Raw genomic sequence first — 26,278 nt, forward strand, 5'->3', positions numbered from 1 at the left:
CCAGCGTAATGATCACTCCTCCTGTGGGAGCGGGCTTGCCCGCGAGGCAGGCGGCGTCTGGCCAAGCTTTATCGCTGGCAAAGCCAGCCACACAGGCTCCGATTCCACACAGGTATCGGCGTAATGATCGCTATCTTGTGGGAGCGGGCTTGCCCGCGATGGGCGGCGCAAGCCGCTCTTGGAAGGCGATTCGAATCGAGTGGCGAACGCCAGGGTAATCAGCCTCTGCAGCCTGCCCGTCGCAGGCTGCAGCAAGCCGATCGTCACTCGCGTGACAGACCCGGCGCCTTAACTGCCTGCCACGGTCATGCGCTCGATCAGCACCGAACCGGTGTGGATGTTGCTGCGCGTTTCGACGTCGCTGCCGATGGCGACGATCTTTTCGAACATGTCCTTCATGTTGCCGGCAATGGTCACTTCCTGGACCGCGAACTGGATCTCGCCGTTCTCCACCCAATACCCTGCCGCGCCTCGGGAATAGTCGCCTGTCACCATGTTCAGGCCATGCCCCATCAGTTCGGTGACCAGCAACCCCTTGCCCATCTGTCGGATCAACGCGGCCTGGTCCTGGTCGCCATGGGTGACGAAGAGGTTGTGCACGCCCCCTGAGTTGGCCGTGCTCGGCAGCCCCAGCTTGCGGCCGGAATAAGTCCCCAGCACATACGACACCAGCTCGCCCTTTTCGACGAACGGCTTGGCATAGGTGGCCAGGCCATCGCCATCGAAGGCTGCGCTGGCCAGAGCACGCGGCAGGTGAGGACGTTCGTCCAGGGTCAGCCACTCTGGAAACAGGCGTTGCCCCAGGGCGCCTTCGAGGAAGGACGACTTGCGATACAGGTTGCCCCCCGAAATGGCCGACAGGAAGCTGCCGAACAGGCCACCGGCCAGCTCGGCCGAGAACAGCACCGGCACTTCGCACGTGGGCACCGGACGCGCGCCCAGCCGGCTGGCGGCGCGTTGCGCGGCCCGTTGACCGATGCTGCGAGGGTCGGCCAGCAGGTGGCCCTGGCGATTGACGTCGTACCAGTAGTCGCGCTGCATCTGGCCGTCGCCCTCGGCGATCATCACGCAGCTCAGGCTGTGCCGCGTCGAAGCGTAGCCCCCGACGAAACCATGGCTGTTGCCGTAGACACGGCACCCCTGGTGGGTGTTGAGGCTGGTGCCATCGGCGTTGCTGATTCGCGAATCGGCCTCGAACGCGGCGGCTTCACAGTCCAACGCAAGCTCGATGGCGCGCTCGGGCGAAACGTCCCAGGCGTGATAGAGATCGAGGTCCGGCAGCTCGCGTGCCATCAGCGCCGCATCGGCCAACCCCGAGCAGTCGTCCTCGGAGGTGTGCTTGGCGATCGCCAGGGCGGCCGCGACGGTTTCGCGAATGGCCTCGGCGCCGCTGGCCGAGGTGCTGGCCGAGCCTTTGCGTTGCCCGACATAGAGCGTGATGCCAAACCCCTGGTCACGGTTGAACTCCACCGTCTCGACCTCGCGCTGGCGGACCGTGGTGGACAGGCCCTGCTCCAGCGAGACGGCCACCTCGCAGGCGCTGGCGCCCTGACGGCGGGCTTCGTCGATGATCTGCTCGACTTGTTCCTGCAAGGCCGGCAGGTCCTGCGGGCCTATGCTCTGGACTGCGCTCATGGTTGTCTCCCACTGATTCTGTATTCGGCGGAGGTCTTCGTCCGAGCGGATCGGACAAGCTGCCTCCGACTGGTTATCATGGCGGCGTTTTTCAGCGGACGGCCCCCATGGTTGATTCTTACGACGACGCCTTCGATGGCGAAAAAAGCAAAACCCAGATCAAGCGCGAGCTGCATGCGCTGGTCGAACTCGGCGAGCGCCTCACCACGCTCAAGGCCGACACCCTGGCACGCCTGCCTTTGACCGATGCGCTGCGCAAGGCACTGGCCGAAGCCAGCAAGCACACCGCGCACATCGCCCGCAAGCGACACATGTCGTTCGTCGGCAAGCTGATGCGCGACCAGGACGTCGAGGCCATCACGTCGGTGATCGACCAGCTCGACAGCTCGACGCGCGAGTACAACGAACGCTTCCACGGCCTGGAGCGCTGGCGCGACCGATTGGTCGACGGCAACGACGAGGACCTGGAACGCTTCGTCAACGAGTACCCGGACACCGATCGCCAGCACCTGCGCTCGCTGATCCGCCACGCGCAGCACGAGAAGGCCCGCGGCAAGCCGCCGGCGGCGGCGCGCAAGGTCTTCAAGTACATCCGCGACCTCGACGAGACCCAGCGCGGCCTGCGCTGATCGGCGCAGCACGCCTGGCCACCCGTGCCTCGGCACGGGCAGCGCCGGGCGTCGAACGGCGCTTCACCCGCCGGTGCCCCCCACGGTGATCGCGTCGAGCTTGAGCGTCGGCTGGCCGACACCCACCGGCACCGACTGACCATCCTTGCCGCAGGTGCCCACGCCACTGTCGAGCGCCAGGTCGTTGCCGACCATCGAGACCCGGCTCATCGCCTCCGGCCCATTGCCGATCAGCGTCGCGCCCTTGACCGGCGTGGTGATCTTGCCGTCCTCGATCAAGTAGGCCTCGCTGGTGGAGAAGACGAACTTGCCGCTGGTGATGTCCACCTGCCCACCGCCCAGGTTGGCGCAGTACAACCCGCGTTTCACCGACGCGATGATCTCTTGCGGGTCGCTGTCGCCGGCGCGCATGTAGGTGTTGGTCATGCGCGGCATCGGCAGGTGCGCATAGGACTCGCGCCGACCGTTGCCGGTGACCGCCATGCCCATCAACCGCGCGTTGAGCTTGTCCTGCATGTAGCCTTTGAGGATGCCGTTCTCGATCAGCGTGGTGCACTCGGTCGGCGTACCTTCGTCGTCCACGCTGAGCGAGCCGCGTCGATCGGGCAAGGTACCGTCATCGACGATGGTGCACAGGCTGGAGGCCACCTTCTGGCCGATCTTGCCGCTGTAGGCCGAGCTGCCCTTGCGGTTGAAGTCGCCTTCCAGCCCGTGCCCGACCGCTTCGTGCAGCAGCACGCCGGACCAGCCTGGGCCCAGCACCACGGGCAGCGTACCGGCCGGCGCCGGCTTCGCCTCGAGGTTGACCAGTGCCTGGCGCAACGCTTCGCGGGCGTAGCCCATCACACGCTCTTCGGTGAAGTGGCGGTAGTCGGTACGGCCGCCGCCGCCCTGCCCGCCCCGCTCACGACGGCCGTTGTGCTCGACGATCACGCTGACGTTGAACCGCACCAGCGGGCGCACGTCGGCCGCCAGACTGCCATCGGCTGCGGCGACCAGGATACGCTCCCAGACGCCGGCCATGCTGACGCTGACCTGCTGGATCCGAGGGTCCAGCGCACGCGTGGCGGCATCGACCCGCTTGAGCAGCTCGACCTTTTCCGCACGGCTGAGCACATCCAGGGGATTGTCCGGCGCATACAGCGCAGCGACGTCCTGGCTGCGAAACGCCTGGACCTGCGCGTTCTGGCCGGCACGGGAGATCGACCGCGCGGCGCGTGCCGCCGAGGTCAGCGCTTCGAGGTTGATGGCGTTGCTGTAGGCGAAGCCGGTCTTCTCACCCGACTGGGCACGCACCCCGACCCCTTGGTCGAGGTTGAAGCTGCCTTCCTTGACGATGCCGTCTTCCAAGGCCCAGGTTTCCGATATCTGCCCCTGGAAGTACAGGTCCGCAGCATCGATGCCAGGGCTGGCCAGCTCGCCCAGCACCGTCTGCAGGCTGTCCAGGGTCAGACCGCCCGGGGTCAGCAACTGCTCGCTGACGGTGGTTAACATCTGGCTCATAATCACTCCGAAATAGGCGCGGGCCGCACAGCGTCCCGCGAGGAAAAGCGTCGGTGCGCCAGCACCGGCATGCGCGCCCGGATGGACGCCTGTTCTTGGCTGTCGCGCGTGGCGATCAGCACGGCTTCGCCCTGGGCCTGTTGCGCGATCACGCGCCCCCAGGGGTCGACGATCGCGGCATGGCCGAAGGTTTCCCTCGGTCCCGGGTGCGTGCCACCCTGGGCCGCAGCCAGCAGGTAGCACTGGGTCTCGATGGCCCGCGCCCGGATCAGCACCTCCCAATGCGCGGCACCGGTCACCGCCGTGAAGGCCGACGGGGCGCTGATCAGTTCTGCTCCGGCGGCGCGCAGGGCGCTGTACAGCTCCGGGAAGCGCAGGTCATAGCACACGCTCAGGCCCAGGCGCCCGACCGGTGTGTCGGCCACCACCACCTCCAGGCCATGGGCATAGTCGTCCGACTCGCGGTAGCGGCCTCGATGATCGGCCACGTCGACATCGAACAGGTGCAGCTTGTCATACCGTGCCACGATCTCCCCTTGGGCGTCGACCAGCAGCGAGCAGGCACGCGGTTTGGCGTCGGGACGATCGAGCGGTGGCAACGGCACGGTGCCGGCCACGATCCATAAGGTGAGGTCACGGGCCGTGCGTTTCAACCAGGGCAGGATCGGCCCGTCGCCCGATGCTTCTGCCCGCCCCAGGCCGGCGGCGTCGCGACACCCCATGGCGGCGAAGTTTTCGGGCAACACCGCCAGCCGCGCCCCACCTTCGGCGGCCTGCTCGAGCAGGGCACGCGCCTGCGCCAGGTTGGCACGCACGTCCTGCTGGCTGACCATCTGAATCACCGCTGCCTTCATCAGCGCTCCTTGCGTGGTCTCTGAAAGGGCTTCACAAAGGTGATTCTAGGCGCTTTCAGGGGGCCGACGACGTGATAATTCACGCTGGCGAAGCGCGAGACCTTGTCCCCGATCAGCTGGTCGACCAGGAACAGGGCGCCCCCGACCACGGGCGCGCCCACCAGGATCGCCGCCAGGGGCAGGTTGTCGGTGACCGGCAGGCTCACGCGCAGGTTGGCGACGACGCGCTCGCGCGCCAGGTCCAGCGTGCCCTCCAGGTCGAGATTGCTCGACGGGCTGGTGACGCTGATGGGTTCACGGGTCACGTAGACGCCTTCACTGGCCATCAGCAGGCCCTTGACCCGGTCGTAGGCCAGGCCCTTGCCCAGCAGGTCGGAGAAGTCCAGGCGCAGCCGTCGACCGATGGCGTTGAAGTTGAGCAGCCCGAAGACCCGCAAGGCCTGCGCACCGCCCTCGATCTCCACGAACTGGCCGTCGCGCAGTGACGCGTCGAGGCTGCCGGAGAAGCGCTTCAGGGCGATCCAGGCGGGCGAGCCCGGCCAGCGGCCGTCGGCGTCCACGCGGAACGCACGGCTGGTGACGGTCGGCGCAAAGCCCCAGGCCTTCAATACCGCGCCCAGATCACCCCCATGCAGACGGCCCTTGAACGCGCTGGTCGTGGCACCCGGAGTGCCCTCCCATGCAGCCTGGCCTTCGATGCGCAGCCCCTTGAGGTCCAGGTCGATGGCGTTCACGTCCACGCCCTTGGCCGTCGGTCGCAACTGCATGGCCCAGCGGCCGTAGAACGCGTCACCGCGATAGAGCTTGTCGATGCTCAGGTCGAGCATCGGTGCCTGACGTGGATCGAAGCTGGCCAACGGGTCGGGGACGTCCTCGGCGCGGTCCTGGGTCTCGTCGCCCGCGGGCAGGCGCAACGTGCGCAGGCGCACTACCATCGGTGCCTGCTTGGCGTCCGGCAACTGGGCGTCGCCGATCACCTCACGGCTGTCCAGCCGTAGATCCCATCCGCGTGACAGCCGCGCCAGGCGAACGACCGCCTGGTTCAGGTCGAAGCCAAAGGCCGTCAGGCGTCCGATGCTGAGGTGAACCGACTGCAGCCATTGTTGCAAACCATTGGTGCTTGAGCCGCCGGTGCCACTGCCTGCTGCGTCCAGGGTGCCCGCCCGCTCCAGGGCCTTCTGCCAGGCCTGGATGTCGAGCGTGTCCAGGCGCCCTGCGACGCGCAGGCCCTGCTCGACCGGCAGCAAGGCCTCGGCGCCCCCCAGGCGCAACTCGCCACGCCCCTGCAGGAGACGCTCGGCCGGCGCGGCATAGACCAGCGTGGCCAGCCCGGCATAGCGCGCCTCGAGACGCCGCTCCGCGCCGTCCAGGCTCATGCCGAAGGTACTGTCGCGCGCCGTGCTGGTGGCCTTGCCGAACGGCGCTGGCAGGTCGATCGTCACCCCCTTGAGGTTCGAGTTCACCGTGAGCTGGTTGCGAGCACCCAGGTCGAGGCGCAGGCGATAGGGGATCTCACCCGACACCGGCAGCGGCTGTTCGAACTGCAGCCAGTCGGTCAGCGCCTTCAGCGCCACCTGGCCCTGCGCATCGATGCGGGTCTGCAGGCGGCCGGGTGCGCCTTCGGCCGCAAGGGTGGCGGTGACCGGGCGGTCGAAGGCCCGCAGGCGAATGTCGGTGCCGCTCAAGCCCTTGTCCAGGTCGAAGGTGAACTCGCCGCCCAGGCGGCTCAGCTCCAGGCGTGGGGACGCCACCGTCAAGCGTGCGTCGGTGGTCTGGAAATCGACCCTGACCTTGGGCGACTGCTCGCCCCCCAGTGGGATGCCGAGCCGGACACGGCCCTTCAGCGGCCCCTGGCCTTCCCAGCCGGCGAAGATCTCGCCGGTGCCGATGGGCGCCTCCTGGAGAATCTTCAGCCCGTCGCCCAGGCTGCCATCGAAGGTGCCGTCCAGGTTCAGGTGGCTGTGCTGCTGGCCTTCGGCCGGTGGAATGTCGACGCTGACATCGCTGACCCGCGTACCGAGCAGCATCCCGCGGCGCGCCTTGACCCGCACGCTCGAGTTCTCGATGAACACCTGACCGTCGACCTGCTGCACCTGGGGCCAGCCTGGCTGGAAGTCCAGGGTCGCATCGTGCACCTTGAAGAACAGGCTGATGCTGCGTGAGTGGGCGGGCGCCGCATGGCTGAGCGACCCTTGGTACTGGAAGTAGCCCTCGTCGACGGCGCCCTTGACGATGGCACTGCGCAGCCATTTGTCCAGTGCCGGGCTGAGCACCTGAGGCAGGTACTTGGCGGTGTAGCGACCGTCGCCGTCGGTGAGGCCGACGCGCAGGTCCATGTAGTCCTCGCGGTGATCGTCCAGGTGCAGGCGGATCAGGAAGTCCGCGGCGATGTGACCTTCGTCGCCCAGCACCTTGATGTACGGAGCGGCCAGGGTGAAGCGCTGGGCGTCGAGCTGCCAGGTCAGGCGCGCGTTGGCCTTCGGGTAATGCCAGGGCTTGGCGAAGATCGGGTCCAGGTGCAGCATGAAGTCGTCGCTGTCGAGCCGCAGCTCGCCATGCCCCAGGTCACCCTGCACACTGCCGCTGACGTTCCCTGCCGCTGGCGCGCCATGGTAGGCGTCGAAGCCAACCCGGTCGAGGTTGGCGGCGAAGCTCAGGCGCTGGGCACCCTCGGCCTTGGGCCGGACCTGCAGCTTCACGTTGTGCAGCGTGCCAGTCACCTGCAAGGCATCGATCGCGGTTCTGGCGGCCTCCGGCAGCGGCGCCAGGGCATCGACCAGCGGGGTAAGCGGGGCCAGGGGCAGTGTGTCGATGTCGATGTTCCAGGTTTCGTCGGCCGGTTGCTGGCCGGCCTGCTGGCGCACCAGCAGACGTGATGACAGCGGCGTCTGACCCACGGTCGCGGTCAAGGCATCGACCGTCAGCCGCATTCCCTCGTCACGCCGATCGACCCAGGCCGACACGGCCACGTCCTGCACGGCCACCGGCGCTTGCCGGGCATGGGCGCCCTCGAGGCGCGGCGCCGCCAGCTTCGCCACTGCACTGTGCAGGCGGCCCTGTCGCCACTCGACCCAGGCCTCGCCCCCGGCCTGCAACGTGCTGGCGTGCCAGTCGCCCAACAGGTGGGTCGGCAGCCAGCGGGCCCAGTCGGCTTGCGGCAGCTGCACATAGGCCTCGAAGGAAGCATCGCGCCAGGCGTCCGGATCGACCTGGGCACGCAGGCTCACGCTCAGCGGATGGCCATCGGGCAGGTTGGCCTGCACGTCCAGGCGCTGGTTCGGCGCGGCGGCCTGAAGGCCCAGGTTGACGTAAGAGAGCGTCAGCGGGGCGTGCTGCCAAGGACGTAGCGTCAGTTGGCTGTCGAGCACGTCGACCCTGCCCAACTGGCGCAGGCGCTGCAGCATCTGTCCAGGGTCGCTGGGCGCCTCTTCCCGAGAGGGCACCCCGTCGGCCGACCAGCGCCCGTTCGCATCTTCGCGCAGCCCCAGGTGCAAGCCTTGCACTTGAAGACGTGACAGGCGCGGCTCGCGCGCCAGCAGGCTGGCCCAGAGCCCTGGCACCACACGGGCCTGGTCCAGGTGCAGGACCTGTTCGCCCTCGCCCACCTGCACATCACGCAGCGTCAGCACGGGCGCCAGGCCTTGCCACTGCCCTTCCAGCGCACCGATGCGCACCGGTACGCCCAAGGCTTGGCGCGCCTTGGCTTCGACCAGGTTGCGGTACTCGGCGACCAGCGGCACCAGGGCGCGGCCCAGGCTCGCATAGACGGCGACCAGCACGATGAAAAGTGCGCACAGGGCCAGGGCCCAGCGGATCAGCGCAGCGAAAGGACGCATCGAACGCTCCATGGCCAAGACATAGCGAGACAGGCCCACGGAGTCGATGCCACCCGAGCCGTCCACGTGCCTTCCGCGTGCCCGGCGGTTTTGCCCGGCTTACTGAGGAGGAAGGCGACGCCAGGACGTCTCAGAGCAGCACCACGTCGTATTGCTCCTGCGAATACATGGACTCGACCTGAAAGCGAATGGTTCGGCCAATGAACGCCTCCAGTTCGGCGACATTGCCCGACTCTTCGTCCAGCAGGCGATCGACCACCTTCTGGTTGGCCAGCACCCGATACCCCTCGGCCTGGTAGGCCCGGGCTTCGCGCAGGATTTCGCGGAAAATTTCGTAACACACGGTTTCCGGGGTCTTCAGCTTGCCGCGCCCAACGCAGGCCAGGCAGGGCTCGCACAGCACCTGCTCGAGGCTTTCGCGGGTGCGCTTGCGGGTCATCTGCACCAGGCCCAGCTCGGTGATGCCGATGATGTTGGTCTTGGCGTGATCGCGCTCGAGCTGTTTTTCCAGCGTGCGCAGCACTTGCCGCTGGTGATCCTCGGTCTCCATGTCGATGAAGTCGATGATGATGATCCCGCCGATGTTGCGCAGCCGCAGTTGCCGGGCGATGGCCGTGGCGGCCTCCAGGTTGGTCTTGAAGATGGTTTCCTCGAGGTTGCGATGGCCGACGAAGGCACCCGTGTTGACGTCGATGGTGGTCATCGCCTCGGCCGGGTCCACCACCAGGTAGCCACCGGACTTGAGCGGCACCTTGCGCTCCAGCGCCCGCTGGATCTCGTCCTCGACACCATAGAGGTCGAAGATCGGCCGCTCGCCGGGATAGTGCTCCAGGCGGTTGGCGATTTCCGGCATCAGTTCTTCGACGAACTGGGTGGTCTTCTGGAAAGTCTCGCGCGAATCGATGCGAATCTTCTCGATCTTGGCGTTGACCAGGTCGCGCAGGGTGCGCAGGGCCAGCCCCAGGTCCTCGTAGATCTCGGTCGGCGCGCCGCAGGTCTTGATCTGCTGGCCGATCTGCTCCCATAGCCGACGCAGGTAGCGGATGTCCTGGAGAATGTCTTCCGGGCGCGCCCCTTCGGCAGCCGTGCGCAGGATGAAGCCGCCGGCGTTCTTCATGTCTTCGCGGGCCATGCAGTCGGTGACCACCTGCTTGAGCCGATCCCGCTCGGCTTCGTCCTCGATCTTCAGGGAGATGCCGACGTGGCTGCTGCGCGGCATGTACACCAGGTAGCGCGAAGGAATGGACAGTTGCGTGGTCAGGCGTGCGCCCTTGCTGCCGATAGGGTCCTTGGTGACCTGCACCACCAGGGCCTGCCCTTCGTGCACCAGGGCGCTGATGGTCTCGACGGCCGACCCTTCGCGCAGGGAAATCTCCGAGGCATGGATGAAGGCCGCCCGCTCCAGCCCGATGTCGACGAACGCCGCCTGCATGCCCGGCAGGACCCGCACCACCTTGCCCTTGTAGATGTTGCCGACGATGCCCCGCCGCTGGGTGCGCTCGACGTGCACCTCCTGCAGGACACCGTTCTCCACGACCGCCACGCGTGATTCCATCGGGGTGATGTTGATGAGGATCTCTTCGCTCATGGCCGCTTCTCGTCAGAATTCTTGTAAGGGTGGCTCGTGCCACGGGACCAGGCCACTAGCGCAGGGGCGACTCCTCGACGGGAGCCGGCTGGATCTGCCAGCATGCCACGCCAAAACGCTCCAGCAGTGCAGCGGTTTCGGCCAGCGGCAGACCGACCACGGCCGAGTAGCTGCCCTGCAAGGCCGTGACGAACACGGCACCCAGGCCCTGCACAGCATACCCGCCCGCCTTGTCCAGTGGCTCGCCGGTGGCCCAGTAGCGCTGCGCCTCGGCGTCGTCGATGACGCGGAACGTCACCTCGGTCGCAACGCACAGGCTCTCACACCGCGCGCCATCCGTCACCGCGACGGCAGTCATGACCTGGTGGCGACGACCGGACAGGGCCGCGAGCATGGCCAAGGCGTGCGCGCGGCTCTCCGGCTTGCCGAGGATCTGCCCATCGAGCACCACGGCGGTGTCCGACCCCAGCACCACGCCGGGCTCGGCGAGACGCGCCAGCCCGGTCTCGGCCTTGGCCCGTGCCAGCCGCTCGACGTAGGCCGCCGCGGTTTCGTCGGGGTGCACCGATTCGTCGATGGGCGCGCTGACCACCGTGAGCGGCACACCGATCTGCGCCAACAGTTCGCGGCGGCGGGGGGAAGCGGAAGCCAGGTACAGCGTGTTCATGCGGACGTCTCCCTGTCGAGCCGGCGTGATGCTCAATTGACGCCCAGGCGTTTGCGCACATCGCGCAGGGCGAAGCTCAGCCAGGGCCAGAGCAAGGCGCTGACGACAGCGGACCAGACCAGGGCGAGCGTCGGCAGACGGTTGCCGGTCAAGGCGCTGAGCCAGAGCTGGATCAGTTGCGCGATGCCGAAGATCACCAGGATCACCAGGCTCTGCTGCCACAGCGGGAACATGCGCAGCCGTTGCTGCAGCGACAGCACCAGGAAGGTGATCAGCGTCAGGATCAACGCGTTCTGCCCCAGCAGGGTGCCGTACAGCACATCCTCGGCCAGGCCCAGCACGAACGCCGTGGTCATGCCGACCCGGTTCGGCACCGCCAGCGCCCAGAAGGCCACCAGCATGGCCAGCCACATTGGCCGGAAGACTTCCATGAATTGCGGCATGGGAGAGACGCTGAGCAGCAGACCGACCGCGAAGGTCAGCCAGATCACCCAGCCATTCTTGCTGCGAACGCTAGCCATCAGTGCCCCCGTGGCGGTGCGGACGTGGCCGGTGCCACGGATGGGGACGACGCGGGTGCCGCGCCGTCGGTCGGTGCCGCAGGTGCGGTGGTGGCCGGTGCAGCGCCCGGCGCCTGGCCCGTGCCGGAGGCCGGCGTGCCCGAGGCGGCTGGCAGCTGTTTGCGGTCGGCTTCCTCCTGGGCCATGGCGGCGTCGGTGGCGCGCTGTTCGGGCGTGCGGCTGTCGGTGAACACCAGCAGCATGTAGCGGCTGCGGTTGAGCGCGGCGGTCGGGATGGCGCGCACGATGGCGAACGGCTGCCCCGAATCGTGGATCACTTCATTGACGGTGGCCACGGGGTAACCGGCCGGGAAGCGCTGGCCCATGCCGGAACTCACCAGCAGGTCGCCTTCCTTGACGTCGGCGGTGTCGGCGACGTGGCGCAGCTCCAGGCGTTCCGGGTTGCCGGTGCCGCTGGCGATGGCCCGCAGACCGTTGCGGTTGATCTGCACTGGAATGCTGTGGGTGGAGTCGGTCAGCAGCAGGACGCGCGAGGTATAGGGCATCAGTTCGACCACCTGGCCCATCAGGCCGCGGGCATCGAGCACCGGCTGGCCGAGGAACACGCCGTCGCGCTCCCCCTTGTTGATCAGAATGCGGTGAGTGAACGGGTTCGGGTCCACGCCGATCAGCTCGGCGACCTCGACCTTCTCGTTGACCAGCGCCGAGGAGTTGAGCAACTCGCGCAGCCGCACGTTCTGCTCGGTCAGGGCCGCCAGCTTCTGCAGGCGACCTTGCAGCAGCAAGGCTTCGGTCTTGAGCTTCTCGTTCTCGGCGATCAGTTCGGTACGGCTGCCGAACTGGCCGGCCACACCTTGCCACACGCGCTGCGGCAGGTCGGTCAGCCAGTACGATTCCATCAGCACCAGCCCCATCTGGCTGCGCACGGGTTTGAGCACGGCAAAGCGCGCATCGACCACCATCAGGGCAATCGACAGCACCACCAGCACCAGTAGACGAACGCCCAGCGAGGGGCCCTTGGAGAAAAGCGGTTTAATGGGCCGTTCCTCGTGGACGACGGTTCAGGGTGGAGGGGCCACGGTACGCGGCCCAGCCTGCGAGTCGCTGCATCGGGGCCCGTCGGACGGGCCACGCAGCGCCTACAGGTAGCATCGCTGAGGACAACTGTAAACCGGGGCGAGCCGCCCACGGCGTCAGCATCACTCGCTGGAGAGCAGGTCCATGGCGTGCTTGTCCATCATTTCCAGCGCACGACCGCCGCCACGGGCGACGCAGGTCAGCGGGTCTTCGGCGACGATGACCGGCAGCCCGGTTTCCTGGGCCAGCAGCTTGTCCAGGTCACGCAGCAACGCGCCGCCGCCGGTCAGCACCAGGCCGCGCTCGGCGATGTCGGACGCCAGTTCCGGCGGCGACTGCTCCAGGGCGCTCTTGACCGCCTGGACGATGGTCGCCAGGGATTCCTGCAACGCTTCGAGCACTTCGTTGGAATTGAGCGTGAAGGCACGCGGCACACCTTCGGCCAGGTTGCGCCCGCGCACGTCGACTTCGCGGACTTCGCCACCAGGGTAGGCGGTGCCGATTTCCTGCTTGATGCGCTCGGCGGTGGACTCGCCGATCAGGCTGCCGTAGTTGCGGCGCACGTAGGTGACGATGGCTTCGTCGAAGCGATCGCCGCCGACCCGGACCGACTCGGCGTAGACCACGCCGTTCAGGGAGATCAGGGCGATCTCGGTGGTACCGCCGCCGATGTCGACGACCATGGAACCGCGCGCTTCCTCGACCGGCAGGCCGGCACCGATGGCCGCGGCCATCGGCTCTTCGATCAGGAACACCTCACGGGCACCGGCACCCAGGGCCGATTCGCGGATGGCGCGGCGCTCGACCTGGGTGGACTTGCACGGCACGCAGATCAGCACACGCGGGCTGGGCTGCAGGAAGCTGTTTTCGTGCACTTTGTTGATGAAGTACTGCAACATTTTTTCGCACACGCTGAAGTCGGCGATCACGCCGTCCTTCATGGGACGAATGGCCGCGATGTTGCCGGGGGTCCGGCCGAGCATGCGCTTGGCTTCGGTACCGACGGCGACGACGCTTTTCTGGTTGCCATGGGTCCGGATGGCAACGACCGAGGGCTCATTCAGAACGATACCGCGCTCACGCACGTAGATAAGGGTGTTGGCAGTCCCCAGATCGATGGACAGATCGCTGGAAAACATGCCACGCAGTTTCTTGAACATGGGAAAGTGACCCTAGGCAAAGCGTGGGTAAAAAGTGCGGCAAACTCTAACAATGGCGGGGATTTTGGGCAAGGCGCCAATATGTTAAATTGGCAGTTTTTCCGAGCATGCCAGCAGATGATCGCGGCCATTGGACCGCAATGATGCCAACATGTTCCTCACCGCCGCCGCTTCCGTTTCCCTTGGAGATCCCCATGGCGCTTCAACGCTCCGACGTGGAGAAGATCGCCCACCTGGCCCGCCTGGGCCTGGATGAGCGCGAGCTGCCACGCACCACCGACGCCTTGAACAGTATTCTCGGGCTGGTCGACCAGATGCAGGCCGTCGACACCGACGGCATCGAACCGCTGGCCCACCCGCTCGAGGCCAGCCAGCGCCTGCGTGCCGATCAGGTCACCGAACGCAACCAGCGCGACGCCTACCAGGCCATCGCGCCCGCGACCGAAAACGGTCTGTACCTGGTTCCGAAAGTCATCGAGTAAGGGATAGCACCTGCCATGCATCAATTGACACTGGCCGAGATCGCCCGCGGACTCGCCGACAAGTCGTTTTCTTCCGAAGAGCTGACCGGCGCCCTGCTGGCGCGCATCCGGTCGCTCGACCCCTCGATCAACAGCTTCATCAGCGTGACCGACACGCTGGCGCTCGAGCAGGCACGGGCCGCCGACGCGCGCCGTGCAGCGGGCGAGTCCGGGGCGCTGCTCGGTGCACCGATCGGCCACAAGGACCTGTTCTGCACCACCGGCGTGCGCACCAGCTGCGGCTCGCGCATGCTCGACTCGTTCAAGGCGCCCTACGACGCCACCGTGGTCGAACGCCTCGCCCAGGCGGGCATGGTGACGCTGGGCAAGACCAACATGGACGAGTTCGCCATGGGCTCGGCCAACGAATCGAGCCACTACGGCCCGGTCAGGAACCCGTGGAACCTGGAGCACGTCCCGGGCGGCTCCTCCGGAGGGTCGGCCGCCGCCGTGGCCGCGCGTCTGCTGCCGGCCACCACCGGCACCGACACCGGCGGCTCGATCCGCCAGCCGGCGGCGCTGACCAACCTCACCGGCCTCAAGCCGACCTACGGTCGCGTCTCGCGCTGGGGCATGATCGCCTACGCCTCGAGCCTCGACCAGGGCGGGCCGATGGCCCGTACCGCCGAGGACTGCGCGCTGCTGCTGCAAGGCATGGCCGGCTTCGATCCGAAGGACTCCACCAGCATCGACGAACCGGTGCCGGACTACAGCGCCAGCCTGAACGCTCCGCTGCAGGGCCTGCGCATCGGCCTGCCGAAGGAGTACTTCGGTGCCGGCCTCGACCCGCGCATCGCCGACCTGGTCCAGGCCAGCGTCAAGGAACTGGAAGCGCTCGGCGCCGTGGTCCGCGAGATCAGCCTGCCGAACATGCAGCACGCCATTCCGGCCTACTACGTGATCGCCCCGGCCGAGGCCTCGTCCAACCTGTCGCGTTTCGACGGCGTGCGCTTCGGCCATCGCTGCGAGAACCCCAAGGACCTCACCGACCTGTACAAGCGTTCGCGCGGTGAAGGCTTCGGTGCCGAAGTGCAGCGTCGCATCATGGTCGGCGCCTACGCGCTGTCGGCCGGCTACTACGACGCCTATTACCTCAAGGCGCAGAAGATCCGCCGCCTGATCAAGAACGATTTCATGAGCGCCTTCGAAGACGTCGACCTGATCCTTGGCCCGACCACGCCGAACCTGGCCTGGAAGCTGGGCGCCAAGGGCGACGACCCGGTCGCGGCGTACCTCGAGGACGTCTACACCATCACCGCCAACCTGGCCGGCCTGCCCGGCCTGTCGATGCCGGCCGGTTTCGTCGACGGCCTGCCGGTCGGCGTGCAGCTGCTGGCGCCGTACTTCCAGGAAGGCCGCCTGCTCAACGTCGCGCACCGCTACCAGCAGGTCACCGACTGGCACACCCGCGTCCCTACCGGCTTCTGAGGAATTCACACATGCAATGGGAAGTTGTGATCGGGCTGGAGATTCATACCCAGCTCGCCACCCAGTCGAAGATCTTCTCCGGCAGCGCCACCACCTTCGGTTCCGAGCCCAACACCCAGGCCAGCCTGGTTGACCTGGGCATGCCAGGGGTCCTGCCGGTGCTGAACCAGGAAGCGGTCCGCATGGCGTGCATGTTCGGCCTGGCGATCGATGCCGAGATCGGCCAGCGCAACGTGTTCGCGCGCAAGAACTACTTCTACCCCGACCTGCCCAAGGGCTACCAGATCAGCCAGATGGACCTGCCGATCGTCGGCAAGGGCCACCTGGACATCGCCCTGGAGGACGGCACCGTCAAGCGCGTCGGCATCACCCGCGCGCACCTGGAGGAAGACGCCGGCAAGAGCCTGCACGAAGACTTCAATGGCGCCACCGGCATCGACCTGAACCGCGCCGGCACACCGCTGCTGGAGATCGTCTCCGAGCCCGACATGCGCAGCGCCAAGGAAGCGGTGGCCTACGTCAAGACCATCCACGCCCTGGTGCGCTACCTGGGCATCTGCGACGGCAACATGGCCGAAGGCTCGCTGCGCTGCGACTGCAACGTCTCGATCCGGCCCAAGGGCCAGGTCGAGTTCGGCACCCGCTGCGAGATCAAGAACGTCAACTCGTTCCGCTTCATCGAGCGCGCCATCAACAGCGAGATCCAGCGTCAGATCGACCTGATCGAGGACGGCGGCAAGGTGGTGCAGGAAACCCGCCTGTACGACCCGAACAAGGACGAGACCCGTTCGATGCGCAGCAAGGAGGAAGCCAACGACTACCGTTACTTCCCCGACCCGGACCTGTTGCCGGTGGTGATCGAGGACGCCTTCCTCGAGGCCACGCGCGCCAGCCTGCCCGAGCTGCCCCAGCAGAAGGTGCAGCGCTTCCAGGCCCAGTACGGGCTGTCGGCCTACGATGCCAACGTGCTGGCGTCGAGCCGCGAGCAGGCCGACTACTTCGAACAGGTCGTGCAGATCGGCGGCGACGCCAAGCTGGCGGCCAACTGGGTCATGGTCGAGCTGGGCAGCCTGCTCAACAAGCTCGGCGTGGAGATCGACCAGGCGCCGGTCAGCGCCGCTCAGCTCGGCGGCATGCTGCTGCGCCTTCGTGACAACACCATCAGCGGCAAGATCGCCAAGACCGTGTTCGAAGCGATGGCCGCCGGTGAAGGCGATGCCGATGCCATCATCGAGGCCCGCGGCCTGAAGCAGGTGACCGACAGCGGCGCCATCGAGCAGATGCTCGAGGCGGTACTGGCGGCCAACGCCGATCAGGTCGAGCAGTACCGTGCCGCCGACGAGGCCAAGCGCGGCAAGATGTTCGGCTTCTTCGTCGGTCAGGCGATGAAGGCGTCCAAGGGCAAGGCCAACCCGCAGCAGGTCAACGAGCTGCTCAAGGCCAAACTCGAAGGGTGATGCCACGCCAGGTCAGCAGGCCGGCACCGACAAGGGCCGGCCTGCTGACCTGGGCATCACGGGTTCGGCACCGCTCGGCCGAACCAGCGCTGCCCTGTGGGAGCCGGCTTGCCGGCGATGGGCCCGCTCATCCGGCGCCTGTCCTCGCCGGCAAGCCGGCTCCCACAGAGGCAGTGCAGCAAGGCTTCACCGTGCAGCCTGGAGCAGGCTCAAGGAATTCTGCAATGCAACGTCCACTCTACGCGCTGGCGCTGACGGCCGTGCTGGCCGGCTGCGCCAGCCATGACGTCGACCCCCGTGGCTACGACCAGACCGGCAAGGCCTCCTGGTATGGCGCGCGCCATCAAGGCAAGCGCACCGCCAGCGGGGAACCGTTCAATGCGCGCGGCCTGAGCGCCGCACACCGCAGCCTGGCGTTCGGCAGCCGGGTGCGTGTCACCAACCTGAGCAACCAGCGCAGCGTCGTGGTACGCATCAACGACCGAGGGCCGCACCAGCGGGGCCGCCTGATCGACCTGTCGCGCGCCGCGGCGGCGCAGATCGGCATGCTGCGCAGCGGCACGGCCCGGGTTAGAGTACAAGGCTTGCGCGACTGAGCAGAGGAGCAGCAGACCATTCACAACCTGGCCAACCTTCCCACCCTCAGCCTCCTGCAACTGGGCATCGGCCTGGCGTTCCTGGTGCTGGGCGCCGAACTGCTGGTCCGGGCCGCGGTGCGCCTGGCCCTGCGCCTGCACGTGCGCCCCTTGGTGATCGGCCTGAGCCTGGTGGCCTTCGGCAGCACCGCGCCGCAACTGACCGTCAGCCTGCAGGCCGCCTACCAGGGCGCGCCGGACGTCGCGGTGGGCAGCGTGATCGGCAGCAACATCTTCAACGTGCTGGTGGTGCTGGGCCTGGCGGCGCTGATCGTGCCGCTGCGGGTGTCGCGGCAACTGGTGCGCCTGGACCTGCCACTGATGATCGGCGCCAGTGTCCTGGTGGCGCTGCTGGCCCTGGACCGCGAGCTGGGACGGCTGGACGGCGCGCTCCTGTTGCTGGGGCTGCTGGCCTACCTGGGCATGCTCTGGCATCAGTCGCGCCATTATGCCCGCATCTACCCCGCCCCCGCCGCCGCCAGCCCTCACCGGGGGCGGTTCTGGATGCTGACCTGTGCGCAGGTCCTGCTGGGCCTGGTGCTGCTCAGCGTGGCAGGGCACTTTCTGCTGGAGGCGGCCGTGGAAGTCGCCACCGACCTGGGCCTGTCCGAGCGGGTCATCGGCCTGACCGTGGTCGCGGTCTGCACGTCGCTGCCCGAGCTGGCAGCGGCATCGATCGCCGCGTTGCGTGGTGAGCGCGACATCGCCGTCGGCACGGTGATCGGCAGCAACCTGTTCAACCTGCTGGCCGTGCTGGGGCTGACGGCCGTCACGGCCCCCCAGGCGCTGTCGATCTCGCCCAACGCCCTGGACTTCGACCTGCCGGTGATGTGTGGCGTCGCGCTGCTGAGCCTGCCCGTGTTCTATTCGGGGTATCGCATCACGCGGGTGGAGGGGCTGGTGCTGCTGTGCCTGTACCTGGCGTATGGGCTGCACGTGGTCAGCTTCACCACCGGGATGCCGCTGGCAGGCCGGGTGGAGCAGTTGATGCTGCACTACGTGCTGCCGGTGCTGGCCGTGGGGTTGACGGTGACGACGGTGCGGGCGTGGCGTCGGCAGCATTGATAAGAGGCGTGAGGGCTGACACGCCGTCCTTCAGGACAAGACCGTACACAAGCATGGCGCTGTTGTGAGTACAGGTTGGCCTGACGCCGGGCGTGGCTGATTTTATGGGCCCTGCGGGCCCAATCGCGGCACGGGGGCCGCTCCCACAGGTGACCGCGATAATCTGCAACACTGCGGTGGGGCTAGGGGTGTAGGAGCGGCCCCTGCCGGGGCGCCGGACCGGCCGCGATTGGGCCCGACAGGGCCCACATTAGCACTGGCAGAAACCTTAGAATCTCCCGCACAGACTGCAATACTCTGCTTCATCGAGGTGTGGCCGGGGGTGTGAGCGGCCCCTGCCGGGGCGCCGGACCGGCCGCGATTGGGTCCTGCGGCCCACAAAACCCGTCACCGCGTAAAGCACAGGACAACGCAGAACGCTACCTGCCCTTTGTCAGCCCTGCCGACGCTTCTTCAGGCGGAACGCCACCCACAGCACCGCGATCCAGGCCGGAATCAGCAGCACCGAGATGCGGATCGGCGGCGTCAGGTACATCACCACCAAGATCAGCACGATGAACGCCAGGCACAGGTAGTTGGTCACCGGTGCGCCCCAGCTGCGGTAGAACGGCACCTTGCCCGCGGCCACGCTGGCCTTGCGGAACTTCAGGTGGGTGATGCTGATGCTGGCCCAGTTGATCACCAACGCCGACACCGCCAGGGCCATCAACAGGCCGAATGCTTCACCCGGCATGAGGTAATTGATCACGACGCACAGCCCGGTCGCCAGCGCCGACACGCCCAGCGCCACCAGCGGTACGCCACGGCGGTTGACGGTGGTCAGCACCCGTGGCGCATCCCCCTGGCTGGCCAGGCCGAACAGCATGCGGCTGTTGCAATAGACGCAGCTGTTGTACACCGACAGCGCCGCTGTCAGCACCACGACGTTCAGCACCGTGGCCACCAGGTTGCTGTCCAGCGCGTGGAAGATCATCACGAACGGGCTGCCCCCCTGCACCACCTTCTGCCACGGGTACAGTGCCAACAGCACGGCCAGTGCGCCGATGTAGAAGATCAGGATGCGGTAGACCACCTGGTTGGTGGCTTTGGGAATGCTGTGCCGTGGATCGTCCGCCTCGGCGGCGGTGATGCCCACCAGCTCCAGCCCGCCGAACGAGAACATGATCACCGCCAGGGCCATCACCAGCCCGGTCACGCCGTTGGGGAAGAAACCACCGTACTGCCACAGGTTGGCAACTGCGGCATCCGGGCCGCCGTGGCCGCTGGCGAGCAGCCAGGCGCCAAAGCCGATCATGCCGACGATGGCCACGACCTTGACCAGGGCGAACCAGAACTCCAGTTCGCCGTAGACCTTCACCTGGCTCAGGTTGAGCAGGTTGATCGCCACGAAGAAGATCGCCGCCGTGGCCCAGGTCGGGAACTCGGGCCACCAGTACTGCACGTAGATGCCCACGGCCGTCAGCTCGGCCATGCCCACCAGCACGTACACGACCCAGTAGTTCCACCCCGAGACGAAACCTGCGAACTCGCTCCAGTAACGGTGGGCGAAGTGGCTGAAGCTGCCGGCCACCGGCTCTTCGACGACCATCTCGCCCAGCTGGCGCATGATGAAGAACGCCATGAGGCCGGCGATCGCATAGCCGAGCAGCACCGATGGCCCGGCCAGCTGGATGGTCTGGGCGATCCCGAGGAACAGCCCGGTACCGATGGCACCCCCCAGTGCGATCAACTGGATATGACGGTTTTTCAGCCCGCGTTGCAACGGCTCGGGCGTGCGCTGGTCTTGCATGCAGTGTCCTCAGGTCAGGGGGCAGTGGTGTTGAAGGTGTCGGCGCGGCAACGCTAGATCCATCCGCCCCACTGGAGGATGAACAGGCCGATGTTGGTGGTCACGGCGGCCAGCAACGTGGTGATCACGATGATCGAGGCGGCCAGCTCGTGGTTGCCCCCGGACGCCCGTGCCATGACGTAGCTGGCGGCAGCGGTCGGGCTGCCGGTGTAGAGAAAGAGGATGCCCAGCTCGGCCCCGCGAAACCCGCACAGCCAGGCACCGAGCGTACCGATCAGCGGCAGGCCGACCATCTTCAGCAGGCTGACGTCGATGGCCAGGCGGCCGCTGGCACGCAACGCGGGCAGGGACAAGGTGCCGCCGATGCAGATCAGCGCCAGGGGCAGGGTCATCTGGGCGAGGTAGTCGCCGCTGGTCAGCAGCCAATTGGGCAGGCCGACCTGACCATAGGCCATCGGCACTGCGACCAGCACCGACAGGATCAGCGGGTTCTTGAAGATCCCCTTGCAGATGCTCCACGGGTCGGACTTCAGCAAGGGGCTGTAGACCGCCAGCACGATCACCGACAGCGTGTTGTAGAGCACGATGACCAGCCCGGCCAGCACGGCGCCCAGCGAGATCCCGTAGTCGCCGTACAGGCTGGCGGCCAGGGCCAGGCCGATGACGCCGTTGTTGCCCCGGAAGGCGCCTTGCACGTAGATGCCACGATCGACCACCGGACAGCGCCAGATCGCGGTCAGCCAGCAGATCAGGAAGCCGGCCAGCGTGATGCCGGTGAAATACAGCAGCACGGCGGGTTTCACCGCCGCCGACAGATCGGCGTGGTAGATGCCGAGAAAGAGCAGGGCCGGCATGCAGACGTTGAACACCAGGTTGGAGGCCACCTGGTTGAACCCGTCGTCGATCACGCGCAGGCGCTTGAGCAGCACGCCCATGAACAGCATGGCGAACACGGGCGCCGTGATGTTCAGGATCTGGATGAGAAGGGCGAGCATGGGGCGGTTCCGACGGTAAGCGACAAGCGACCTATCATACGTCAGCCGCAGGGCCTTGCGCCCGTTACGACCGGACTAAAAGGAAGATTCCTGCGTCAGTTCGGTCTTTTGGCCGACAGGCTACGGGGGTCTGCCCCGCCCCGCCACGGCAGCGCCTGGCGGAGCGGCCGTGGCCGCCGCACGGGGTCGTGGCGACTCAGCGCCGTACCGGGCGCTTCTGCAACTTGCGCTGCAGGGTACGGCGGTGCATGCCCAGGGCACGGGCCGTGGCCGAGATATTGCCGTCGTGTTCGGTCAGCACGCGCTGGATGTGCTCCCACTGCAAGCGGTCCACCGACATCGGGTTCTCCGGCACCAGCGAGTCCAGGTCGGCATGGGTGGACAGCAGCGCGGCCAGCACGTCGTCGGCGTCGGCCGGCTTGCACAGGTAGTTGCAGGCGCCGCGCTTGATCGCCTCGACCGCCGTGGCGATGCTCGAGTAGCCGGTCAGGATCAGCACGCGCATCTCCGGGTCCAGCTCCAGCAGCTTGGGCAGCAGCACCAGGCCCGAGTCGCCTTCCATCTTCAGGTCCAGCGTGGCGTACTCGGGCAGATCCTTCCTGGCCAGCGCCAGGCCTTCCTCGGCCGATCCGGCAGTGCTGACGCGAAAGCCTCGGCGGCTCATGGCGCGGGCCATGACGCGGGTGAAGGTAGCATCGTCATCCACCAGCAGCAGGTGCGGCAGCTCTTCGACTTCCACCTGGTTTTCTTCGCTCATCAACGTTCTCCTCGGGTGCCGTAAGGCAGACGCAATTCGGTCAGGGTGCCACCCTGCTCATGACTATAGAGTTTCACCGAGCCGCCCGCACGCGTCACGCTGGCCTTGCTCAGGAACAGGCCCAGGCCGAAGCCCTTGCCCTTGGTGGTAATGAATGGCTTGCCAATGGCTTCGGCGATCGCCGGCGGCACGCCGGGGCCGTGGTCACGGATGGTGATGACGATGTCATGCGCATCCCAGTCCAGGCTCACGTCCAGGTTGTCCGGGCAGGCGTCGGCGGCATTGTTGAGCAGGTTCAGCAACGCCTGGGTCAGGTCGGGCGGCGGCGTCAGGCGCGGCGCCTCGCCCGGGCGCAGGCGGTGGAAGCGGTAGCTGGTCTCGGGGCGCATCAGGTGCCAGCGGTCGAGCGATTCGCGCAGCCAGTCGGTCACCGGCTGCTCGTCGACGGCCATGCGACGGTTGGCTTCGGCGGCCCGCACCAGATGCTGCAAGGTCTCCTTGCACAGCTTGACCTGGTCCTGCAGCACGCCGAGGTCTTCGAGCAACTGCGGGTCGGAATGGTCCTGGCGCATTTCGTTGAGCAGCACGCTCATGGTCGCCAGGGGCGTGCCCAGTTCATGGGCCGCACCGGCAGCCTGGGTGGCCACGGCCAGCAATTGCTCGTCACGCAGGCTGTCCTCGCGGCGCTCGCTGCGCAGCTGCTCCTGGCGGCGCAGCTCCTCGGCCATGCGCGCGGCGAACAGCGTGATCACCGCGGCGGCCAGGGCGATACTCAGCCACATTCCGTAGACCTGCATGGTGTCGCGGGCCAGCGGCAGGTGCTCGAGCGGGTAGAACTGCACCAGCAGCAGGCTGTAGGCCACCAGCGCGATGCCCGAGAGCACCAGCGAATAGATCCATGGCAAGGTCACGGCCGCGATGGCCAGCGGCACCAGGTAGTAGGACACGAACGGGTTGGTCGAGCCGCCCGAGTAGTACAGCAGCACGCTATGGATCAGCAGGTCGCAGGCCAGCTGCAGGGCGTACTCCAGCTCGGTGACCGGCAGCGACAGGCGCAGGCGCAAGGCGGTGAAGGCACACAGCAGCGAGGACAGCGCCAGGGTGATGCTCAGCGACAGCCACGGCAGCGGCATCAGCTCGGTCCAGTAGGCCACGGCCACCGAGCCGGCCTGGGCGGCCAGCACCAGGATGCGAATAAGGGTCAGGCGCCAGAGGTTCTGACGGTTGGCGGACAGCGGGTGTGCAGCGGCGAGCATGAGCTCTCCTGATGAGTGCTCCAGAAAAATCGGCTGGAGTATACCGAAGCGACGCGAACCACGGCGGCGATGCGGCAAAGCGCCACACTTTGTCACAGTGTCGGCCAGGGTCTCGCTGAACCGAGCACACGCGGGCCGGTCTTATCGGCCATGCGTGCAACGATACCCTGTTCACGCCCCATTCGAGGAGTTTCACATGCACCTGTCCCGTCGCGGCACCGCCTTGATCCTGTCGTGTGGCCTGCTGGCCAGCCTGCCCGCCCTGGCCGAGGACGCGCCCCGCTACAACCAGATTTCCCTGCGCGCCGAGGTCAGCAAGGACGTGCCACGCGACCTGATGGTCGTCACCCTGTACAGCGAAGCCCAGGACAGCGACCCCGGCAAGCTGGCCAAGGGCATCACCGAGACCCTGAACAAGGCCCTGCAGCAGGCCCGCCAGGTCAAGGACGTGAAGGTCAGCCAGGGCAGTCGCAACAGCTACCCGGTCTACGACGACAAGGGCCAGAAGATCACCAGTTGGCGCGAGCGCGGCGAGCTGCGCCTGGAAAGCGCCGACTTCCCTGCCCTGTCCAAGCTGACCGGCGAGCTGCTGCAGGACCTGAAGATGGGCAGCATGGACTTCTCCATCGCGCCGGCCACGCGCAAGGGCAACGAGGACCAGTTGCTCAAGGAAGCGGTCGCCGCCTTCAAAGCCCGCGCGCAGATGGCCACCGAAGCGCTGGGCGGTACGGGCTACAAGATCGTCACCATGAACCTCAACACCACCGGCTACCCGCAGCCTTACCTGCGCGCGCCGATGGCCATGAAGGCCATGGCGGCCGACTCGGCCGCGACGCCCGATGTGGAAGCCGGCACCAGCGAAGTGAACATGACGGCCGACGGCACCATCGAAGTGCAGGTGCCGTGACGTACATGGTGTCCTGCCAAGTCTGAACACACGTCATTCCTGCTGAAAAATAGGAGATTTCCCCACTAAATATGGGAAGTCTCCTACAGCTTTTCTTATTTCAAAATAACTGCAACAGGCTGACTCTTGTGCCAAAAACCTGGCCAAAAGTCACTAAATGTCATGAATGCGACATTCACTTGCATTCAAGTTCCCAACCGTCCCCTTCGGCCCGTTCCACTGGTTGCGTTCTCGATGACCCTTGTCCAAGTATGGAAAAACCGGTGTTCGAACCGGTCCTCCCGACTATGACAAGAACGAGGCCTTCATGCTCAAACACGCCGTCATCCCGCTTCTGGTCGGTGCCAGCCTGCTCGCTGGCGCTTCCTCGGTGCAGGCCGCCGCCAACCTGGTGTTCTGCTCCGAAGGCAGCCCGGCCGGGTTCGACCCCGGGCAATACACCACCGGAACCGACTTCGATGCGTCGGCCGAACCCCTGTTCAACCGGCTGACCCAGTTCGAGCGTGGTGGCACCGCCGTGATCCCGGGCCTGGCGACCCGCTGGGAGGTCTCGGACGATGGCCTGGTGTATACCTTTCACCTGCGCGAAGGCGTGAAGTTCCACACCACCGACTACTTCACCCCGACCCGTGACTTCGACGCCGACGACGTGCTGTTCACCTTCAACCGCATGCTCGACAAGCAGCACCCGTTCCGCAAGGCCTACCCCACCGAGTTCCCCTACTTCACCGATATGGGGATGGACAAGAACATCGCCAAGCTCGAGAAGCTCGACGCCCATACGGTCCGCTTCACCCTCGCCCAGGTCGATGCCGCCTTCATCCAGAACCTGGCCATGAGCTTCGCCTCGATCCAGTCCGCCGAATACGCACAGCGCCTGCTCGACGAAGGCCGGCCGGCCGACATCAACCAGAAGCCGATCGGGACCGGCCCGTTCGTGTTCAGCCGATACCAGAAGGACTCGACCATTCGCTACAAGGGCAACAAGCAGTATTGGAAGCCCGAGGACGTGAAGCTCGACAACCTGATCTTCGCCATCACCACCGATGCCTCGGTGCGCATGCAGAAGCTGAAGAAGAACGAGTGCCAGGTCACCCTGTTCCCGCGGCCGGCCGACATCGAGCCGCTCAAGGCCGACAAGAACCTGCAGATGCCGCATCAGGCAGGCTTCAACCTGGGCTACATCGCCTACAACGTGATGGACAAGATCAAGGGCAGCGACGCGCCCAACCCCATGGCCAAGCTGGAAGTCCGCCAGGCGCTGGACATGGCCGTGGACAAGAAGAAGATCATCGAGTCCGTTTACCAGGGCGCAGGCCAGCTGGCGGTCAACGCCATGCCACCGACCCAGTGGTCCTATGACGACAGCATCACGGGTACGCCGTACGACCCGGAAAAGGCCCGCCAGCTGCTCAAGCAGGCCGGCGTCAAGGAGGGCACCGAGATCACCTTGTGGGCCATGCCGGTGCAGCGCCCGTACAACCCCAACGCCAAGCTGATGGCCGAAATGCTTCAGTCCGACTGGAGCAAGATCGGGATCAAGGCCAAGATCGTCACCTACGAATGGGGTGAGTACATCAAGCGCTCCAAGGGCGGCGAGCAAGGCGCCATGCTGATCGGCTGGAGCGGCGACAACGGTGACCCGGACAACTGGCTGGGCACCCTGTACGGCTGCGATGCGATCGACGGCAACAACTTCTCGAAGTGGTGCTACAAGCCCTACGACGACCTGATCAAGCAGGCCAAGGCCACCTCCGACCAGGCCAAGCGTACCGAGCTGTACCAGAAGGCCCAGCACATCCTCAAGGAGCAGGTACCGATCACGCCGATCGCCCACTCCACGGTGTACCAGCCGATGAGCGCCAAGGTAGAGGGCTTCAAGATCAGCCCCTTCAGCCTCAACTCGTTCTACGGGGTCGGCATCCGCCCGTGACACGCGCCCGGGCCTGACCGCTCCCGGTCGGCCCGGTCAAAGCGAATTCCCAACGGCTTGGGAAA

The 26,278-nt window shown here is 66.5% G+C and carries 21 protein-coding genes; 8 read left to right on the plus strand and 13 right to left on the minus strand.

Annotation, left to right across the window (positions count from 1 at the left end):
- Positions 1–288 precede the first annotated feature (288 nt).
- Positions 289–1,635, minus strand: coding sequence for a metalloprotease PmbA (gene pmbA, locus G7Z99_RS05855; RefSeq protein ID WP_181092638.1), 1,347 nt, complete (start codon positions 1,633–1,635; stop codon positions 289–291).
- Positions 1,636–1,742: 107 nt separating this feature from the next.
- Here pmbA and yjgA point away from each other — a divergent pair, with 107 nt between their 5' ends.
- The gene (gene yjgA / locus G7Z99_RS05860) at positions 1,743–2,264 is read left to right on the plus strand and encodes a ribosome biogenesis factor YjgA (protein WP_181092639.1); all 522 of its coding nucleotides are present in this window, start codon (positions 1,743–1,745) and stop codon (positions 2,262–2,264) included.
- 63 nt (positions 2,265–2,327) lie between these two features.
- Here yjgA and tldD read toward each other — a convergent pair whose 3' ends face one another.
- The 8 genes from tldD to mreB form a co-directional block, all read right to left on the minus strand.
- Positions 2,328–3,767, minus strand: coding sequence for a metalloprotease TldD (gene tldD / locus G7Z99_RS05865; protein ID WP_181092640.1), 1,440 nt, complete (start codon positions 3,765–3,767; stop codon positions 2,328–2,330).
- Between the two features lie 2 nt (positions 3,768–3,769).
- The gene (locus G7Z99_RS05870) at positions 3,770–4,621 is read right to left on the minus strand and encodes a carbon-nitrogen hydrolase family protein (RefSeq protein WP_181092641.1); all 852 of its coding nucleotides are present in this window, start codon (positions 4,619–4,621) and stop codon (positions 3,770–3,772) included.
- On the minus strand, positions 4,621–8,469 hold the full coding sequence (locus G7Z99_RS05875) for a YhdP family protein (protein ID WP_181092692.1): 3,849 nt from the start codon (positions 8,467–8,469) through the stop codon (positions 4,621–4,623). Before G7Z99_RS05875 ends, G7Z99_RS05870 begins: the two co-directional genes overlap by 1 nt.
- 118 nt (positions 8,470–8,587) lie before the next feature.
- A complete protein-coding gene (gene rng / locus G7Z99_RS05880; RefSeq protein WP_181092642.1) occupies positions 8,588–10,045 on the minus strand; it encodes a ribonuclease G in 1,458 nt (485 codons plus the stop codon).
- 55 nt (positions 10,046–10,100) lie between these two features.
- The gene (locus G7Z99_RS05885) at positions 10,101–10,712 is read right to left on the minus strand and encodes a Maf family protein (protein ID WP_181092643.1); all 612 of its coding nucleotides are present in this window, start codon (positions 10,710–10,712) and stop codon (positions 10,101–10,103) included.
- A 32-nt stretch (positions 10,713–10,744) separates the two neighbouring features.
- Positions 10,745–11,233, minus strand: coding sequence for a rod shape-determining protein MreD (gene mreD, locus G7Z99_RS05890; protein ID WP_181092644.1), 489 nt, complete (start codon positions 11,231–11,233; stop codon positions 10,745–10,747).
- Complete coding sequence (gene mreC / locus G7Z99_RS05895; protein WP_219854094.1) at positions 11,233–12,240, minus strand: rod shape-determining protein MreC; 1,008 nt, start codon at positions 12,238–12,240, stop codon at positions 11,233–11,235. The genes mreD and mreC overlap by 1 nt, the downstream gene beginning before the upstream one ends.
- A 192-nt stretch (positions 12,241–12,432) precedes the next feature.
- Positions 12,433–13,470 carry a rod shape-determining protein MreB gene (gene mreB / locus G7Z99_RS05900; RefSeq protein WP_003255163.1) on the minus strand — a complete coding sequence of 346 codons (1,038 nt, stop codon included), beginning with the start codon at positions 13,468–13,470 and terminating at the stop codon, positions 12,433–12,435.
- Positions 13,471–13,664: 194 nt separating this feature from the next.
- Between mreB and gatC the strand changes: the two genes are divergently transcribed.
- The 5 genes from gatC to G7Z99_RS05925 all read left to right on the plus strand — a co-directional run bounded on the left by gatC (position 13,665) and on the right by G7Z99_RS05925 (position 18,576).
- Entirely contained in the window at positions 13,665–13,952 is a 288-nt protein-coding gene (gatC, locus tag G7Z99_RS05905; protein WP_060394857.1) for an Asp-tRNA(Asn)/Glu-tRNA(Gln) amidotransferase subunit GatC, read from the plus strand.
- A gap of 15 nt (positions 13,953–13,967) precedes the next feature.
- Positions 13,968–15,419, plus strand: a complete 1,452-nt coding sequence (gene gatA / locus G7Z99_RS05910; protein ID WP_181092645.1) for an Asp-tRNA(Asn)/Glu-tRNA(Gln) amidotransferase subunit GatA — start codon at positions 13,968–13,970, stop codon at positions 15,417–15,419.
- Positions 15,420–15,430: 11 nt separating this feature from the next.
- Entirely contained in the window at positions 15,431–16,876 is a 1,446-nt protein-coding gene (gatB, locus tag G7Z99_RS05915; RefSeq protein WP_181092646.1) for an Asp-tRNA(Asn)/Glu-tRNA(Gln) amidotransferase subunit GatB, read from the plus strand.
- A gap of 224 nt (positions 16,877–17,100) precedes the next feature.
- Entirely contained in the window at positions 17,101–17,472 is a 372-nt protein-coding gene (locus G7Z99_RS05920) for a septal ring lytic transglycosylase RlpA family protein (RefSeq protein WP_060394860.1), read from the plus strand.
- A 60-nt stretch (positions 17,473–17,532) separates the two neighbouring features.
- Complete coding sequence (locus tag G7Z99_RS05925; RefSeq protein WP_181092694.1) at positions 17,533–18,576, plus strand: calcium/sodium antiporter; 1,044 nt, start codon at positions 17,533–17,535, stop codon at positions 18,574–18,576.
- A gap of 433 nt (positions 18,577–19,009) precedes the next feature.
- On the opposite strand, the gene G7Z99_RS05930 is transcribed toward G7Z99_RS05925, so the two are convergent.
- From G7Z99_RS05930 to G7Z99_RS05945, 4 genes are all read right to left on the minus strand, one after another.
- Positions 19,010–20,365 carry an amino acid permease gene (locus G7Z99_RS05930; protein WP_181092647.1) on the minus strand — a complete coding sequence of 452 codons (1,356 nt, stop codon included), beginning with the start codon at positions 20,363–20,365 and terminating at the stop codon, positions 19,010–19,012.
- Positions 20,366–20,418: 53 nt separating this feature from the next.
- Positions 20,419–21,360, minus strand: coding sequence for an AEC family transporter (locus G7Z99_RS05935; protein ID WP_181092648.1), 942 nt, complete (start codon positions 21,358–21,360; stop codon positions 20,419–20,421).
- Positions 21,361–21,556: 196 nt separating this feature from the next.
- Positions 21,557–22,117, minus strand: a complete 561-nt coding sequence (locus G7Z99_RS05940; protein WP_181092649.1) for a response regulator transcription factor — start codon at positions 22,115–22,117, stop codon at positions 21,557–21,559.
- Positions 22,117–23,373 carry an ATP-binding protein gene (locus G7Z99_RS05945; protein ID WP_181092650.1) on the minus strand — a complete coding sequence of 419 codons (1,257 nt, stop codon included), beginning with the start codon at positions 23,371–23,373 and terminating at the stop codon, positions 22,117–22,119. The genes G7Z99_RS05940 and G7Z99_RS05945 overlap by 1 nt, the downstream gene beginning before the upstream one ends.
- Positions 23,374–23,569: 196 nt before the next feature.
- On the opposite strand from G7Z99_RS05945, the gene G7Z99_RS05950 reads away from it, so the two are divergent.
- Together G7Z99_RS05950 and G7Z99_RS05955 are read left to right on the plus strand one after the other, a co-directional pair.
- Positions 23,570–24,280: an SIMPL domain-containing protein gene (locus G7Z99_RS05950; protein ID WP_181092651.1), complete on the plus strand. Its 711-nt coding sequence runs from the start codon at positions 23,570–23,572 to the stop codon at positions 24,278–24,280.
- Positions 24,281–24,587: 307 nt separating this feature from the next.
- Positions 24,588–26,213, plus strand: coding sequence for an ABC transporter substrate-binding protein (locus G7Z99_RS05955; RefSeq protein WP_181092652.1), 1,626 nt, complete (start codon positions 24,588–24,590; stop codon positions 26,211–26,213).
- Positions 26,214–26,278: the final 65 nt, after the last annotated feature.

This window comes from Pseudomonas entomophila, assembly GCF_013523165.1.
In the GTDB taxonomy this organism is placed as follows: Bacteria; Pseudomonadota; Gammaproteobacteria; order Pseudomonadales; family Pseudomonadaceae; genus Aquipseudomonas; species Aquipseudomonas entomophila_A.

Coding starts and splice junctions, on each gene's coding strand:
- G7Z99_RS05940 (WP_181092649.1), bottom strand. CDS start 22,117: ATGAGCGAAGAAAACCAGGTGGAAGTCGAAGAGCTGCCGCACCTGCTG.
- G7Z99_RS05875 (WP_181092692.1), bottom strand. CDS start 8,469: ATGGAGCGTTCGATGCGTCCTTTCGCTGCGCTGATCCGCTGGGCCCTG.
- G7Z99_RS05870 (WP_181092641.1), bottom strand. CDS start 4,621: ATGAAGGCAGCGGTGATTCAGATGGTCAGCCAGCAGGACGTGCGTGCC.
- gatC (WP_060394857.1), top strand. CDS start 13,665: ATGGCGCTTCAACGCTCCGACGTGGAGAAGATCGCCCACCTGGCCCGC.
- pmbA (WP_181092638.1), bottom strand. CDS start 1,635: ATGAGCGCAGTCCAGAGCATAGGCCCGCAGGACCTGCCGGCCTTGCAG.
- G7Z99_RS05955 (WP_181092652.1), top strand. CDS start 24,588: ATGCTCAAACACGCCGTCATCCCGCTTCTGGTCGGTGCCAGCCTGCTC.
- mreD (WP_181092644.1), bottom strand. CDS start 11,233: ATGGCTAGCGTTCGCAGCAAGAATGGCTGGGTGATCTGGCTGACCTTC.
- mreB (WP_003255163.1), bottom strand. CDS start 13,470: ATGTTCAAGAAACTGCGTGGCATGTTTTCCAGCGATCTGTCCATCGAT.
- G7Z99_RS05935 (WP_181092648.1), bottom strand. CDS start 21,360: ATGCTCGCCCTTCTCATCCAGATCCTGAACATCACGGCGCCCGTGTTC.
- rng (WP_181092642.1), bottom strand. CDS start 10,045: ATGAGCGAAGAGATCCTCATCAACATCACCCCGATGGAATCACGCGTG.
- yjgA (WP_181092639.1), top strand. CDS start 1,743: ATGGTTGATTCTTACGACGACGCCTTCGATGGCGAAAAAAGCAAAACC.
- tldD (WP_181092640.1), bottom strand. CDS start 3,767: ATGAGCCAGATGTTAACCACCGTCAGCGAGCAGTTGCTGACCCCGGGC.
- G7Z99_RS05950 (WP_181092651.1), top strand. CDS start 23,570: ATGCACCTGTCCCGTCGCGGCACCGCCTTGATCCTGTCGTGTGGCCTG.
- G7Z99_RS05920 (WP_060394860.1), top strand. CDS start 17,101: ATGCAACGTCCACTCTACGCGCTGGCGCTGACGGCCGTGCTGGCCGGC.
- gatB (WP_181092646.1), top strand. CDS start 15,431: ATGCAATGGGAAGTTGTGATCGGGCTGGAGATTCATACCCAGCTCGCC.
- G7Z99_RS05945 (WP_181092650.1), bottom strand. CDS start 23,373: ATGCTCGCCGCTGCACACCCGCTGTCCGCCAACCGTCAGAACCTCTGG.
- G7Z99_RS05885 (WP_181092643.1), bottom strand. CDS start 10,712: ATGAACACGCTGTACCTGGCTTCCGCTTCCCCCCGCCGCCGCGAACTG.
- gatA (WP_181092645.1), top strand. CDS start 13,968: ATGCATCAATTGACACTGGCCGAGATCGCCCGCGGACTCGCCGACAAG.
- G7Z99_RS05930 (WP_181092647.1), bottom strand. CDS start 20,365: ATGCAAGACCAGCGCACGCCCGAGCCGTTGCAACGCGGGCTGAAAAAC.